This window comes from Citrobacter sp. CK185, assembly GCF_030333565.1.
In the GTDB taxonomy this organism is placed as follows: domain Bacteria; phylum Pseudomonadota; class Gammaproteobacteria; order Enterobacterales; family Enterobacteriaceae; genus Citrobacter_B; species Citrobacter_B koseri.
Window position 1 is genome coordinate 252,080 of record NZ_JAOWFR010000026.1, and the last position, 14,655, is coordinate 266,734.

Consider the following 14,655-nt stretch of genomic DNA (forward strand, 5'->3'; position numbering starts at 1 on the left):
GCTGCACTCCTTAACGATCTTTCGGGTCGAGGGCGTCACGCAGGCCATCGCCGATAAAGTTAAAACAGAATAAGGTCACAACGAGAAAACACGCCGGGAACAGCAGCAACCAGGGAGAGACCTCCATAGAGTTCGCACCATCGCTCAACAATGCGCCCCAACTGCTCAGCGGCTCCTGCGTACCTAAACCCAGAAAGCTGAGGAAGGATTCAAACAGGATCATGCTCGGTACCAGCAGCGATGCATAAACCACCACCACGCCCAGCACGTTCGGCACAATATGACGCACAACAATGCTGACCGTTGAGACCCCGCCAACCTGCGCCGCTTCGATAAACTCTTTGCGCTTCAGGCTTAACGTCTGCCCGCGAACGATACGCGCCATATCCAGCCAGGAGACCATCCCGATCGCCACAAAAATCAGCAGGATGTTTTGGCCGAAGAAGGTCACCAGCAAAATGACGAAGAACATAAACGGAAAGGAGTTGAGGATTTCCAGCAGACGCATCATTACGGAGTCAATTTTGCCGCCAAGATAGCCGGACAGCGACCCGTACAGCGTACCGACAACCACCGCCACCAGCGCGGCAGCAATGCCGACCATCAGCGAGATTCGCCCGCCTATCGCCACGCGAACCAGCAGATCGCGACCGGAGGAGTCCGTACCAAAATAGTGGCCCGACTCCATATCCGGCGCGCTGGACATCATGCCCCAGTCGGTATCGAAATAGGTGAACTGCGACAGCATCGGCGCCAGTGTGACAAACAGCGCGATAATGACCAGAACGACAAGGCTGGCCACCGCCGCGCGGTTATGCATAAAACGACGGCGAGCATCCTGCCACAGGCTGCGCCCTTCAACCTCCAGCTTCTCACTGAAATTCTCCAGCGTCTCGCTGTTTTTCTTACTTAACATCATAGCGAGCTCCAGTATCAGTAACGAATTTTCGGGTCGATAACGGCGTACAGCACATCGACAATCGCATTAAACAGAATGGTGAGCGTACCGACGAGAATGGTCAGACTCAGCACCAGCGAATAGTCGCGGTTCAGCGCCCCGTTCACGAAAAGTTGCCCGATACCCGGCAAACCATAAATCGTCTCAATAACCATTGAACCCGTAATGATACCGACAAAGGCCGGGCCCATATAAGACAGTACGGGTAACAACGCCGGTTTTAAGGCATGACGGAAGATAATCCGGCGCATCGGCAAACCTTTTGCGCGCGCGGTACGGATAAAGTTGGAGTGCAACACTTCAATCATGGAGCCACGGGTAATACGGGCGATACTGGCGATATAGGCGAGCGACAGCGCGACCATCGGCAGAATCATAAATTTCAGCGCCCCGCCATTCCAGCCGCCGCCGGGCAGCCATTTTAAGGTGATGGCAAATATCATGACTAATAAGGGGGCGACCACGAAACTGGGAATCACGACCCCGATCATTGCCACCCCCATCACCGTATAATCCCAGCGCGTATTTTGTTTCAGCGCCGCAATCACGCCCGCGCTCACGCCAATAATAACGGCAAGGAAAAAGGCGGCTGCGCCCAGCTTCGCCGAAACCGGGAAACTCGACGCCACCAGATCGTTGACCGTATAGTCCTTATATTTAAACGAAGGCCCAAAATCGCCATGCGCCAGTTGTTTCAGATAGCTGAAGTACTGCGTCATGATGGGATCATTAAGATGGTATTTCGCTTCAATATTCGCCAGCACTTCCGGCGGTAATGCGCGCTCTCCGGTGAAAGGACTTCCCGGTGCGAGACGCATCATAAAGAACGAAATCGTAATAAGTATAAAAAGCGTCGGAATCGCTTCCAGACAGCGACGTAAAATAAATTTTAACATTGCCCGTACCTTCTGGCGTGTGCCTTTACATCTCGTCATTCAGACGCACTGAAAGAGAGATGTTTATAGTGCGATGAAAATAAGACACTGTGGGGCAAAACACGTTTGCCCCACGCTTTGCCATTAATGCTTGATAATATACAAGTTCTTAACGTAGATATTATCCATCGGGTCTTTACCGGTATAGCCGCCTACCCACGGTTTCACCAGACGCGCGTTCACATAGTAATAGAGCGGCACAATCGCAGAATCTTTATCAAGCTGCTGTTCCGCTTTGGCATACAACTCGGTGCGTTGCGCTTCGTCGGTCACTTTCAGCGTGTCGGCAATCAGCTTGTCAAACTCCGGGCTCTTATAGTGAGCGGTGTTGTTTGAGCTGTCGGACAGCATAGTGTTCAGGAAGGACGTCGGTTCATTGTAGTCTGCACACCAGCCCGCACGCGCGACATCAAACGTCCCCTGATGACGGGTATCAAGGAAGGTTTTCCACTCCTGGTTTTCCAGCTTCACGTTGGCACCCAGGTTTTTCTTCCAGATTGATGCGACCGCGATTGCCAGTTTTTTATGCAGATCGGAGGTGTTGTACAGCAGATCAAACGTTAACGGCTTATCGGCGGTATAACCGGCTTCCGCCAGCAATTTTTTCGCCTCTTCGTTACGTTTTTCCTGTGACCATGTGAACCACTCAGGCTCAACCAGTTTCGCGCCATCGGTATACGGAGGGGTGTAGCTGTAGGCTGGCAAATCGCCCTGGTTCTTCACTTTATTAACGATAATGTCGCGATCCATCGCCAGTTTCAGCGCGGTGCGAACGCGCACGTCGTTAAACGGCGCTTTCTGGTTATTAATTTCGTAATAGTAAGTGCACAGATACGGGTCAACGCGCACTTCATTTGGGATCTCTTTTTTCAGCTTCTGGAATAACTCAATCGGCATGTTGTTATAGGTCATGTCGATTTCACCGCTGCGGTAGCGGTTCACATCAGTTACTTCAGAAGAGATTGGCAGATAAGTCACCTGGTTGATAACCGTTTTATCGTTATCCCAGTACTGGGTATTACGTTCCAGAACAATCCGCTCGTTGACGACCCAGTTTTTGAGTTTATACGCGCCGTTGGTCACGATATTCGCAGGTTGGGTCCATTTCTCGCCAAATTTTTCCACAGCCGCTTTAGGAACCGGAGAAACGGACGGGTGAACCAACAGTTTGTAGAAATAAGGTACCGGTTCGCTCAGCGTCACTTCGAACGTATTATCGTCGATGGCTTTTACGCCGAGATCGGTCGCCGGTTTTTTGCCCGCAATAATGTCATCGATATTCGCGATGTGCCCGTATTGCAAATAGCTGGCATACGGTGATGCGGTGTTCGGATTTGCCAGGCGCTGCCAGCTATATACAAAATCGTGCGCGGTAACAGGCGTGCCGTCTGACCATTTTGCGTTTTTACGCAGATGGAATGTCCAGACTTTAAAATCTTTATTTTCCCACTTTTCAGCAACGCCCGGTGACGGGTGGCCTTCAACGTCGCTGATCAGTAAACCTTCAAACAGGTCGCGGCTGACGTTTGACTCCGGGACACCCTCAATTTTATGTGGGTCGAGAGACTGAACTTCAGAACCATTATTGCGAACCAGCGTCTGCTTGTCAGACAGCTGAACACCTGCCGGGACATCTGCGGCCATTGCGACATTCCCGCCGATTAGCGCAGTTAAAATCCCCGCCGCCAGCAAACTTTTTTTTGTGATGTTGGACATTGTGTTTGTACTCCACTCATTATAATTACTGGTTTTCTTAACCAGCCTGTTTAATCCCGTTAGGGTCCTGTACAGCACTGGAGATTTTGCTGCTGCCAGGTCGTTTACTGCTTTGCTATCACCGACTTTATTTATTCTAACGATTCGTACGATCGCCTTACGTCGATTCCGTATCCGCCTCCCCTGTCAGAGACGGACATTTATTCTGTCTGGTGCAAGAAGCTTATTGAAAATAATTCTCATCACCGCAAAATCTTCTGCAAAATATCTGGCCGGAAAGTACCAAATGCGTTTCTTAACCGCCAATACATTTTACAGATTTGTTAACTAATTCTCTTTTACGGAAAAATTTTTGACCAGAAAGACATCTCCAAAAGAGACGTTTAGGAAAAATTATTTGCCCAGTCAATACGTTAACTACTCACCCACAGTCTGACCTCGTTCTGTTGCTGCCGTCAGGCCAAAATGCACATAAATTTAACAATTGGTTATTATTTAGCACATTCATCTGAGAGAGCGTTGAAATAACTAATAACATTTCGATAATCCTTCATCAAGCCCCAGAGTATGATGTTAAGAAAATAACAGGCGACATAACGGCAGGCGTGAATGTTATTAGAATAATTTATAATAGAATCAATAACAAAGAGGCATAAACATTATCAGTATCTTTTATTATTTCAACGCTGAATTTCAACTTTAGTGAGAAGATTTACTGATAATGGAAAAGAAACGGAGCCTGAAGCGGCTCCGTTTTATCGGTCAGGATCGTTAATTCAGTAAACCGGGGAAAATCGCTTTAATCCCCGTAACAATGAATTCAATGCCCAATGCCATCAGCAACAAGCCCATAATACGCGTAATGACGTTGATGCCCGTTTGCCCCAATAACCGCACCAGCCAGGGCGCCATGCGGAACACTCCCCAACAACAGAACGCAAACAGAGCGATAGCCACAGAGAAGCCGATTAAATGCATAATGGTGTGGTAACGCGTTCCCCACACAATCGTCGAACTAATGGCCCCCGGCCCTGCCATTAATGGTAAGGCCAGCGGAACCACGCCAATACTTTCGCGAATGGCGGTCTCTGATTTTTCCTGTTTGTTTTGCTTATCTTCACCCAGCTTCCCGCTGATCATCGACATCGCGATCGTCACCACCAGAATCCCACCGGCAATTCTGAACGAATCGATCGAAATGCCGAAGAGTTGCAAAATGCCATCTCCGAGAAAGAGCGAAATCCACAAAATGATGGCTACCGACAGGTTTGCCGTGAGATTTGTTTTGTTGCGCGCCGCTGCCGTCTGGTAGCTGGTCATACTAATAAAGACGGGGATAATCCCCACCGGGTTTACCAGCGCAAATAACCCTATGAAAAACTTGGAATAAACAGGAAAATCAAAAAGCGTTTGGGTCACGGTTAGCTCCGAAACGTTAGCCGGATAAATGATGTCGATAAAAATGGTGAAAAACGCGCTGAAGATACGCCTTTTGTCAGCATATTTCACCTCCTGACTGCTTGAAATTACGACTATTTCTCGGTGTTATAAATATGTGTAGATTATGCTAACTTCACCTCTATTCATCACCACTATTTATTAACACTTGGCGAAAATGGCTCAAATGGGCTGCTGAAAGGTGTCAGCTTTGCTTAAATTTGATCTGGATCACGCAATTACTACTCAGAAGTGAGTAACCTTGCTTACGCCACCTGGAGGTAACGCGTTAGAGTTAGATAACGCTATCGCTTAAGCTCTTTTAGTAAATCAGAGCGAAATGGACGTTAAGTAACCGTTTGATTTTTAGACTGTTATACAAACTTTCGTCAATCTGTCTATACTCTCGTATCGAGCAGATGATTTACTAAAAAAGTTTAACATTATCAGGAGAGCATTATGGCTGTTACTAATGTCGCTGAACTTAACGCACTCGTAGAGCGTGTGAAAAAAGCCCAGCGTGAATATGCCAGTTTCACTCAAGAACAGGTTGACAAAATCTTCCGCGCCGCCGCTCTGGCTGCCGCAGATGCTCGAATTCCCCTCGCTAAGATGGCCGTTGCCGAATCCGGCATGGGTATCATCGAAGATAAAGTGATTAAAAACCACTTCGCCTCCGAATACATCTATAACGCCTATAAAGATGAAAAAACCTGTGGTGTGCTGTCTGAAGATGACACCTTCGGGACTATCACCATTGCTGAACCGATTGGTATCATCTGCGGTATCGTACCGACCACTAACCCGACGTCTACTGCGATCTTTAAGTCTCTGATTAGCCTGAAGACGCGTAACGCAATCATCTTCTCTCCGCATCCGCGTGCCAAAGATGCAACGAACAAAGCGGCTGACATCGTTTTGCAGGCGGCTATCGCTGCGGGTGCGCCGAAAGACCTGATTGGCTGGATCGATCAACCTTCCGTTGAACTGTCTAACGCGCTGATGCACCACCCTGATATCAACCTGATCCTGGCGACAGGCGGTCCGGGCATGGTTAAAGCTGCATACAGCTCTGGTAAACCGGCTATCGGCGTTGGTGCAGGTAACACGCCGGTTGTTATCGACGAAACAGCAGATATCAAACGTGCGGTGGCTTCCGTACTGATGTCCAAAACTTTCGATAACGGCGTAATCTGTGCATCTGAACAGTCCGTTGTTGTTGTTGACTCCGTTTATGACGCAGTTCGCGAACGTTTCGCCAGCCACGGCGGCTACCTGCTGCAAGGCAAAGAGCTGAAAGCCGTTCAGGACGTTATCCTGAAAAATGGCGCGCTGAACGCGGCTATCGTTGGTCAACCGGCATATAAAATTGCTGAACTGGCAGGCTTCACCGTACCAGAAACCACTAAGATTCTGATCGGCGAAGTAACGGCTGTTGATGATAGCGAACCGTTCGCTCACGAAAAACTGTCTCCGACGCTGGCAATGTATCGCGCTAAAGACTTCGAAGACGCTGTTGATAAAGCAGAAAAACTGGTTGCAATGGGCGGTATCGGTCATACCTCCTGCCTGTACACCGACCAGGACAACCAGCCAGAACGCGTTGCTTACTTCGGTCAGATGATGAAAACCGCGCGTATCCTGATTAACACCCCGGCTTCTCAGGGTGGTATCGGCGACCTGTATAACTTCAAACTCGCACCTTCCCTGACTCTGGGTTGTGGTTCCTGGGGTGGTAACTCCATCTCTGAAAACGTTGGTCCGAAACACCTGATCAACAAGAAAACCGTTGCTAAGCGAGCTGAAAACATGTTGTGGCACAAACTTCCGAAATCTATCTACTTCCGCCGTGGCTCTCTGCCAATCGCGCTGGATGAAGTGATTACTGATGGCCACAAACGTGCGCTCATCGTGACCGACCGTTTCCTGTTCAACAATGGCTATGCTGACCAGATCACCTCCGTGCTGAAAGCGGCTGGCGTTGAAACTGAAGTCTTCTTTGAAGTTGAAGCTGACCCGACGCTGACTATCGTTCGTAAAGGCGCAGAGCTGGCGAACTCCTTCAAACCAGACGTGATCATCGCGCTGGGCGGTGGCTCCCCGATGGATGCGGCGAAAATCATGTGGGTCATGTACGAACATCCTGAAACCCACTTCGAAGAACTGGCGCTGCGCTTTATGGACATCCGTAAACGTATCTACAAGTTCCCGAAAATGGGCGTGAAAGCGAAAATGGTCGCAATCACTACCACTTCCGGTACCGGTTCTGAAGTAACGCCGTTTGCTGTTGTTACCGACGATGCGACCGGTCAGAAATATCCGCTGGCAGACTATGCGCTGACGCCGGATATGGCGATTGTCGATGCGAACCTGGTTATGGACATGCCGAAGTCTCTGTGTGCGTTCGGTGGCCTGGATGCAGTCACTCACGCTCTGGAAGCCTACGTTTCCGTACTGGCATCTGAGTTCTCTGACGGTCAGGCTTTGCAGGCGCTGAAACTGCTGAAAGAAAACCTGCCAGCGTCCTACCACGAAGGGTCTAAAAACCCGGTAGCGCGTGAACGCGTTCACAGTGCAGCAACTATCGCCGGTATCGCGTTTGCGAACGCCTTCCTGGGTGTGTGCCACTCTATGGCGCATAAACTGGGTTCTCAGTTCCACATTCCGCACGGTCTGGCAAACGCCCTGCTGATTTGTAACGTTATCCGTTACAACGCGAACGACAACCCGACCAAGCAGACGGCGTTCAGCCAGTATGACCGTCCGCAGGCTCGCCGTCGCTATGCAGAAATCGCCGACCATCTGGGCCTGAGCGCACCGGGCGACCGTACTGCCGCTAAGATCGAGAAACTGCTGGCATGGCTGGAAAGCGTGAAAGCGGAACTGGGTATTCCTAAGTCTATCCGTGAAGCTGGCGTGCAGGAAGCTGACTTCCTGGCTCATGTAGACAAGCTGTCTGAAGATGCATTCGATGACCAGTGCACCGGCGCTAACCCGCGTTACCCGCTGATCTCCGAGCTGAAACAGATTCTGCTGGATACCTACTACGGCCGTGAATTCACTGAAGGTGAAGTTGCTGCGAAGAAAGAAGCTGCCGCACCGAAAGCTGACAAGAAAGCGAAGAAATCTGCTTAATTCGTTAGCCCAGGCGACATTCTGAAAAAGCCCCCGTCTTCGGGGGCTTTTTTTTGCCTGATGGCGGCACAAGCGCCTTATCAGGCCTACAGGTTCTGCGTAATGTTGTAGGGGTCGCCGGATGGCGGCACAAGTGCCTTATCCGGCCTACAGAACGCGTGCAATCACGCGTGGCGGTGTTTCTCCTGAATCGACGTCAGGGAGCCTTCGGCAAGGGCTTCTTTGTAATGCTTGCGGCATACAGAGACATAACGCTCGTTCCCACCAATCACAACCTGCTCCCCTTCATTATAAGGTCTGCCAGACTGATCAAGACGCAATACCATGCTTGCCTTACGGCCACAAAAACAGATTGTCTTTAATTCGACGAGTTTATCTGACCACGCGAGTAAGTATTGGCTGCCGCCAAATAACTCGCCACGAAAATCAGTACGCAGCCCGTAACACAACACCGGAATATCCAGTTGGTCAACAACCTCAGATAATTCGTACACCTGCTGGCGAGTCAAAAACTGACACTCATCAACCAGAACGCAATGTATTGTCTGTTGCGCATTCTCGGCGCGAATCTCTTCAAACAACGATGAATTTTGGTTAAACAATTTTGCAGGCGAGGAGAGACCGATACGCGAACTGACTTTACCGGCGCCGAAGCGGTCATCAATTTCCGCTGTATATACAACGGTACGCATCCCGCGTTCCTGATAATTGTATGAAGATTGCAGCAATGCAGTCGACTTACCCGCATTCATTGCCGAATAGTAGAAATATAGCTGTGCCATTGGCAGCTGGCCCTCACCTGGCTGAAATAAAGATTGGGCGGGATTGTATCATAATTTACCGGCATGTCGGGGGCGCCTCGTCACGCCGCCGGTATAAAGAATTGAGCAAACATCGTTCGGTTATACACATTCCTTCACAAATTGTGCCTAAGATATTCATCAATGCTGCTTATCATCTCATCGCATTACCGGGCGCTCATACTTATTGTTACGCTTCCTCATAAATGTGGCAACGTATTAGGACTTTCCCGTAAGGGAAACTAATACAAAAGGTTGAAATTACTGCAATGACAGCCTATTCCACCCTGATAAAATGTGACTAAAATCCTGGAATTTTAACGTTATGCCAGGAGTAACCTCGTTGCCAATAAGCTCTTTTTTGTGCGGTTCTTCAAGAAAAATTTAAGATGGGATAATTAATATCTGTACTTAATAAAGAGCAATTTTGAATTCCTTACATTCCAGGCTATTGCACATCTGAATTTATCGCTCTATTATTAGCTCAACAAACCACCCCCAATATAAGTTTGAGATTACTACAATGAGCGAAGCACTTAAAATTCTGAACAACATCCGTACTCTTCGTGCACAGGCAAGAGAATGTACCCTGGAAACGCTTGAAGAAATGCTGGAAAAATTAGAAGTTGTTGTTAACGAGCGTCGCGAAGAAGAAAGCGCCGCCGCAGCTGAAGTTGAAGAGCGTACCCGTAAACTGCAACAATATCGTGAAATGCTGATTGCCGACGGTATTGATCCGAACGAACTGCTGAATAGCATGGCTGCCGTTAAATCTGGCACTAAAGCTAAACGCGCTGCTCGTCCGGCTAAATATAGCTACGTTGATGAAAACGGTGAAACGAAAACCTGGACTGGCCAGGGTCGTACACCGGCAGTGATCAAAAAAGCGATGGAAGAACAAGGTAAACAACTGGACGATTTCCTGATCAAGGGATAATTCGGAATATGTTTGCTTAAAATCCCGCCAGTGGCGGGATTTTTTTTGCCCTTCCCTCATACCTCTTCTGTCCAGGGCAAAAAAAACGGCGCTGTTAAACAGCGCCGCGCCTTTCAGATTATACCGCTTACTTCTTAATACCCAGCTCGTCTTCAAGCCATGCTTTAAATTCAGCGCCCAGAGAATTATGACGGATGCCATATTCAACGAACGCCTGCATGTAACCTAATTTATTACCGCAGTCGTGGCTTTTGCCCTTCATATGGTAGGCTTCGACCGTTTCTTTTTCGATCAGCATATCAATCGCGTCGGTCAGCTGAATTTCGTCGCCCGCTCCCGGAGGGGTTTTCGCCAGCAGAGGCCAGATGTCCGCGCTCAGGACATAACGGCCAACTACCGCGAGATTAGACGGCGCGACATCCGCTTTCGGCTTCTCTACAACGCCAACCATCGGCACGCTTTCGCCCGGTGCCAGCGCCGCGCCTTTGCAATCAACAACGCCGTACGCGGTAACATCTTCAACAGGCTCAACCATAATCTGGCTACAGCCGGTTTCGTCAAAACGACGAATCATTTCAGCAAGGTTATCCTGAGACAGATCGGATTCGTATTCATCCAGAATAACGTCCGGCAGAATCACCGCGACGGGCTCATTACCAACAACAGGATGCGCGCACAATACGGCATGACCCAGGCCTTTCGCCAGCCCCTGACGCACCTGCATAATCGTTACGTGCGGAGGGCAAATAGATTGCACCTCTTCCAGCAGCTGACGCTTAACACGTTTTTCCAGCATGGCTTCCAGCTCGAAGCTGGTATCGAAATGGTTTTCGATCGAGTTTTTGGAAGAGTGCGTCACCAGCACAATTTCAGTGATGCCCGCAGCAATACATTCATTCACGACATACTGAATTAATGGCTTATCAACCAGCGGCAGCATCTCTTTCGGAATCGCTTTCGTCGCCGGTAACATCCTGGTTCCTAATCCCGCGACCGGGATAACGGCTTTTTTGACTTTCGAATTTAGGGCAGCCATTTAAAAATCTCCTGGACTGTTCATGTATTGAACGTGTTCATCAATCTGTATCGCATCCGAGTATATCAGCACTGGTACAAGCCTCAGTTCCGAAAAGGATGCGTGTTAGTATAATTAAGACAAATACGTATAATCTGGCGCTGATAGTAGCACCCACAGAGAAAGGCGGGTAAATCAATTTCACTTTGCCTTTTCATTTGCTCATTCCGCAGACAACATAAGACGCAAACGCCCGCCCGCGCCCCAAATTTGGCACTGCCATGACTCGCAGCGTTGGCTTAATTGGTTCAGGTAGGTATTGCCCAATGTGCCCAGCGGAACGCCATTACTGATCTGTACCTGGTGAGAACCGGTATTTAACGTCGCATTCAGGCCTGCTGAAACCAGTATCAAATTTTTAAGACCGCTGTGGTAATAACCCACTAATAGCGGAAACTGTCCCGGCAAATTCGCCTGCCGAAGCAGATGATTGACCTGTTTCAATAACGCCCCCAGTTCCGGCAAACGCTGATTCTGATGAGCGAGCTGTTCCTGCAATAAGCCATTAAATAGCGCCCGCAGTAATAACGCGGCCAGTACGCCATTATCCCCTGCCCGCGTCACGTCGAGGCAATAAAAAGCGAGATCGTTATCAGACAGCGGCGCAATATCCAGCACCAGGCCGGGTTTGTCTGCCGCAACAAGTTGGCGGTAATTGATTCGGCAATGCGAGATAACCTGCTGAACCGGAGGTTGCAACTCCTGCAACAGCTTTGCTGCCGCCACCGGGTTATCAACCATCGCATCCCAGTCCCGAAACAGGCGTTCTTCTTCTTCAACCCGAGAGTTAAACATATTGGGATAGAGGCAGGCGAAGACGGTTTCCCGCAGACGATTGAGATCTTTCACTGGCTTTAGCAGGACGTCCTCAACGCCCAGTCGCAGCGCTTTGGCGATATCTGCCATATTTTCTGTCGCCGAGATAACCAGAATGGGGGTCTGATCGCCCCGATTACGTAAATGCTCTACCAGTTTGAGACCGTTCATCCTTGGCATCGCAAGATCGCAGATCATCAGATCAGGCGTAAAACTTCCCAGTAACTCCAGGGCGTCAAGACCATCGCCCGCCAGTGCCGTTGTCGCTCCCAAAGAGGAAAACCACGAATCCAGAAGCGAGCGAAATACAGGCTCGTCCTCCACAATAAGAATCTGTTTTCCGACCAATGGCTGCGTCATGTTTTCTCCCCTGACTGGCTTTAGTAAATAGTGGCATGCTATTGCCGCTCGCGCCTGTCAGAATTTGCTTAAGTGTGTATAAAAGGTGCGTTAAACGTCGGTACGCACCAAAGGCAAAAGTTCGTCCATCTTTTTCTCTACCGCCAGTTGTCCCGCAGCAATAGCGGCACTGGCACGGTGGAAGTCCAACGTGGATATTTGCGGACAGAACGGTTGAATCAGAATATCCGGCGGGTCGCCTGCCATTCGGTTGCGTTTAAGGCGGTTTTCCAGCACCTGAATGGACGTTGTCATAATCTCCATCGCCGTTGGCGCGGTGACCGCACGGCGTGAAGTCATGCTGCTGAGGCGTTCTTTCAAACGCGCATGCCAGGAGAGCGAATCATCACTCTCGTCGTTATCATTGCTGACATTCAAAGACAGAAGATCTTGCTGCATGAGGTGCGCATCGTGCTGAAGATCGACCGCAATAACAATATCGGCGCCCATCGCACGCGTCAGAGAAACGGGAACAGGGTTAACGACGGCGCCATCCACCAGCCAGTAGCCGTTATGCGCCACCGGAGACATCAGGCCAGGCATACTGCAAGACGCGCGAACCGCAAGGTGCAGGTCGCCTTCGGTAAACCACAATTCTCGCCCTGTACTCAGGTTGGTCGCCACCGTACCAAAACGTCGGGTGCATTGTTCAAAATCCAGTACCGGCATAACGTTCCGGTACTGATTGAAGACGCGCTCGCCGCGCAGCAACCCTCCTCTGCGCCAGGAGAGATCCATCAGGCGCAGGACATCCCAGTAACTGAATGAGCACACCCACTGTTCAAGCGCGGGCAGTTTATTGCAGGCGTATGCGGCGCCAACCAGCGAACCAATTGAACATCCCGCCACGATATCGATATCAATGCCCATGTGTTTCAGGGCTTTGATGACACCAATATGCGACCATCCTCTTGCGGCGCCGGAACCTAGCGCCAGCCCTATTTTAATTTTTCTCATCGTACGTAAAAACTTCCCCTGACTTCCAGACGTAGCAACATCGTCACCACTCGGTTAACATAGCGCTACCCTGGCGTTTGTACGCCGTTTTTTTTATCCAGGGAGATGATTGTGTCTCAGCTTTGTCCCTGCGGTAGCGCTGTCGAGTATAGCCTATGTTGCGGCCCTATTGTGTCCGGTGAGCGAGTTGCACCCGATCCGTCACATCTCATGCGTTCTCGCTACTGCGCTTTTGTGATGAAAGACGCAAATTACCTGATTAGAACCTGGCATCCCGCATGTGGTGCAACCGCCTTTCGGGACGATATTGTCGCGGGGTTCGCCAATACTGAGTGGCTTGGGTTGACCATTTTTGAAGAGAGCGGGTCAGACGCGGAAAACACAGGGTATGTCAGTTTTGTGGCCCGTTTTATCGAACAGGGAACACCCGGCGCGATTATTGAACGTTCGCGTTTCTTAAAAGAAAACGGTCAGTGGTACTATATTGACGGTACGCGCCCCCAGTTTGGTCGAAACGATCCCTGCCCCTGCGGGTCCGGCAAAAAATTTAAAAAGTGCTGCGGCTAAAACGCCTGACAGTGCTGATACAGCAAACACATTAAACAGGATTTACCCGGTAATGCACTCACTACAACGAAAAGTTCTGCGCACTATCTGCCCCGATCAGAAGGGCCTCATCGCGCGTATTACAAATATCTGCTACAAGCACGAACTCAATATCGTGCAAAACAACGAATTTGTTGACCACCGAACCGGGCGCTTCTTTATGCGCACAGAGCTGGAAGGCATTTTTAATGATGTCACGCTGCTTGCCGATCTCGACAGCGCATTACCGGAAGGTTCGGTGCGCGAGTTGAATCCTGCCGGGCGTCGCCGCGTCGTTATTCTGGTCACCAAAGAAGCGCATTGTCTGGGCGATCTGTTAATGAAAGCCAACTATGGCGGGCTCGACGTTGAGATTTCCGCCGTAATCGGCAACCACGAAACCCTGCGACCTCTGGTTGAACGTTTTGATATTCCTTTCGAGCTGGTCAGCCACGAAGGGTTAACGCGCGACGAGCACGATAAACAGATGGCGGACGCCATTGATGCGCACCAGCCTGATTATGTCGTGCTGGCTAAGTATATGCGCGTCCTGACGCCGGAATTCGTTTCCCGCTTCCCGAATAAGATTATCAATATTCACCATTCGTTCCTGCCGGCTTTTATTGGCGCACGTCCTTACCATCAGGCTTATGAGCGTGGCGTGAAAATTATCGGCGCTACCGCGCACTACGTTAACGATAATCTGGACGAAGGCCCGATCATTATGCAGGACGTAATTCATGTCGATCACACCTATACGGCTGAGGATATGATGCGTGCAGGGCGTGATGTTGAAAAGAATGTGTTAAGCCGCGCATTGTATAAGGTGCTGGCCCAACGTGTGTTTGTTTACGGGAATCGCACCATCATTCTGTAATCGTCAACGATATGAATTGATTAGCTTT

At 49.8% G+C, this 14,655-nt stretch carries 12 protein-coding genes; 4 read left to right on the forward strand and 8 right to left on the reverse strand.

Features of this window, described 5'->3' with window-relative positions; translation table 11 throughout:
- Positions 1-10: 10 nt before the first annotated feature.
- The 4 genes from oppC to OGV79_RS16010 all read right to left on the reverse strand — a co-directional run bounded on the left by oppC (position 11) and on the right by OGV79_RS16010 (position 5,028).
- A complete protein-coding gene (gene oppC, locus OGV79_RS15995; protein ID WP_012132202.1) occupies positions 11-919 on the reverse strand; it encodes an oligopeptide ABC transporter permease OppC in 909 nt (302 codons plus the stop codon).
- A 14-nt stretch (positions 920-933) separates the two neighbouring features.
- Positions 934-1,854: an oligopeptide ABC transporter permease OppB gene (gene oppB / locus OGV79_RS16000; protein WP_286468700.1), complete on the reverse strand. Its 921-nt coding sequence runs from the start codon at positions 1,852-1,854 to the stop codon at positions 934-936.
- A 123-nt stretch (positions 1,855-1,977) separates the two neighbouring features.
- On the reverse strand, positions 1,978-3,609 hold the full coding sequence (gene oppA, locus OGV79_RS16005; RefSeq protein ID WP_012132200.1) for an oligopeptide ABC transporter substrate-binding protein OppA: 1,632 nt from the start codon (positions 3,607-3,609) through the stop codon (positions 1,978-1,980).
- 771 nt (positions 3,610-4,380) lie between these two features.
- Positions 4,381-5,028, reverse strand: coding sequence for a YchE family NAAT transporter (locus tag OGV79_RS16010; RefSeq protein ID WP_024130298.1), 648 nt, complete (start codon positions 5,026-5,028; stop codon positions 4,381-4,383).
- A 477-nt stretch (positions 5,029-5,505) separates the two neighbouring features.
- On the opposite strand from OGV79_RS16010, the gene adhE reads away from it, so the two are divergent.
- The gene (gene adhE / locus OGV79_RS16015; protein WP_047463440.1) at positions 5,506-8,181 is read left to right on the forward strand and encodes a bifunctional acetaldehyde-CoA/alcohol dehydrogenase; all 2,676 of its coding nucleotides are present in this window, start codon (positions 5,506-5,508) and stop codon (positions 8,179-8,181) included.
- A 164-nt stretch (positions 8,182-8,345) separates the two neighbouring features.
- Here the strand turns inward: adhE and tdk are convergent, their stop codons facing one another.
- Positions 8,346-8,963 (reverse strand): thymidine kinase, encoded by a 618-nt coding sequence (gene tdk, locus OGV79_RS16020; RefSeq protein WP_049011365.1) that lies wholly within the window; start codon positions 8,961-8,963, stop codon positions 8,346-8,348.
- A 541-nt stretch (positions 8,964-9,504) separates the two neighbouring features.
- Between tdk and hns the strand changes: the two genes are divergently transcribed.
- Complete coding sequence (hns, locus tag OGV79_RS16025) at positions 9,505-9,918, forward strand: histone-like nucleoid-structuring protein H-NS (protein WP_012132196.1); 414 nt, start codon at positions 9,505-9,507, stop codon at positions 9,916-9,918.
- Between the two features lie 127 nt (positions 9,919-10,045).
- On the opposite strand, the gene galU is transcribed toward hns, so the two are convergent.
- The 3 genes from galU to rssA form a co-directional block, all read right to left on the reverse strand.
- Entirely contained in the window at positions 10,046-10,954 is a 909-nt protein-coding gene (gene galU / locus OGV79_RS16030; RefSeq protein WP_012132194.1) for a UTP--glucose-1-phosphate uridylyltransferase GalU, read from the reverse strand.
- Positions 10,955-11,155: 201 nt separating this feature from the next.
- On the reverse strand, positions 11,156-12,169 hold the full coding sequence (gene rssB / locus OGV79_RS16035; RefSeq protein WP_012132193.1) for a two-component system response regulator RssB: 1,014 nt from the start codon (positions 12,167-12,169) through the stop codon (positions 11,156-11,158).
- A gap of 90 nt (positions 12,170-12,259) precedes the next feature.
- Positions 12,260-13,165 (reverse strand): patatin-like phospholipase RssA, encoded by a 906-nt coding sequence (gene rssA, locus OGV79_RS16040; RefSeq protein WP_012132192.1) that lies wholly within the window; start codon positions 13,163-13,165, stop codon positions 12,260-12,262.
- Between the two features lie 111 nt (positions 13,166-13,276).
- Here rssA and OGV79_RS16045 point away from each other — a divergent pair, with 111 nt between their 5' ends.
- Positions 13,277-13,732: a YchJ family protein gene (locus OGV79_RS16045; protein WP_200053783.1), complete on the forward strand. Its 456-nt coding sequence runs from the start codon at positions 13,277-13,279 to the stop codon at positions 13,730-13,732.
- A gap of 52 nt (positions 13,733-13,784) precedes the next feature.
- On the forward strand, positions 13,785-14,627 hold the full coding sequence (purU, locus tag OGV79_RS16050; protein ID WP_049011367.1) for a formyltetrahydrofolate deformylase: 843 nt from the start codon (positions 13,785-13,787) through the stop codon (positions 14,625-14,627).
- The last annotated feature ends 28 nt before the right edge of the window (positions 14,628-14,655 follow it).

Coding starts and splice junctions, on each gene's coding strand:
- oppC (WP_012132202.1), bottom strand. CDS start 919: ATGATGTTAAGTAAGAAAAACAGCGAGACGCTGGAGAATTTCAGTGAG.
- oppB (WP_286468700.1), bottom strand. CDS start 1,854: ATGTTAAAATTTATTTTACGTCGCTGTCTGGAAGCGATTCCGACGCTT.
- oppA (WP_012132200.1), bottom strand. CDS start 3,609: ATGTCCAACATCACAAAAAAAAGTTTGCTGGCGGCGGGGATTTTAACT.
- adhE (WP_047463440.1), top strand. CDS start 5,506: ATGGCTGTTACTAATGTCGCTGAACTTAACGCACTCGTAGAGCGTGTG.
- tdk (WP_049011365.1), bottom strand. CDS start 8,963: ATGGCACAGCTATATTTCTACTATTCGGCAATGAATGCGGGTAAGTCG.
- hns (WP_012132196.1), top strand. CDS start 9,505: ATGAGCGAAGCACTTAAAATTCTGAACAACATCCGTACTCTTCGTGCA.
- galU (WP_012132194.1), bottom strand. CDS start 10,954: ATGGCTGCCCTAAATTCGAAAGTCAAAAAAGCCGTTATCCCGGTCGCG.
- rssB (WP_012132193.1), bottom strand. CDS start 12,169: ATGACGCAGCCATTGGTCGGAAAACAGATTCTTATTGTGGAGGACGAG.
- rssA (WP_012132192.1), bottom strand. CDS start 13,165: ATGAGAAAAATTAAAATAGGGCTGGCGCTAGGTTCCGGCGCCGCAAGA.
- purU (WP_049011367.1), top strand. CDS start 13,785: ATGCACTCACTACAACGAAAAGTTCTGCGCACTATCTGCCCCGATCAG.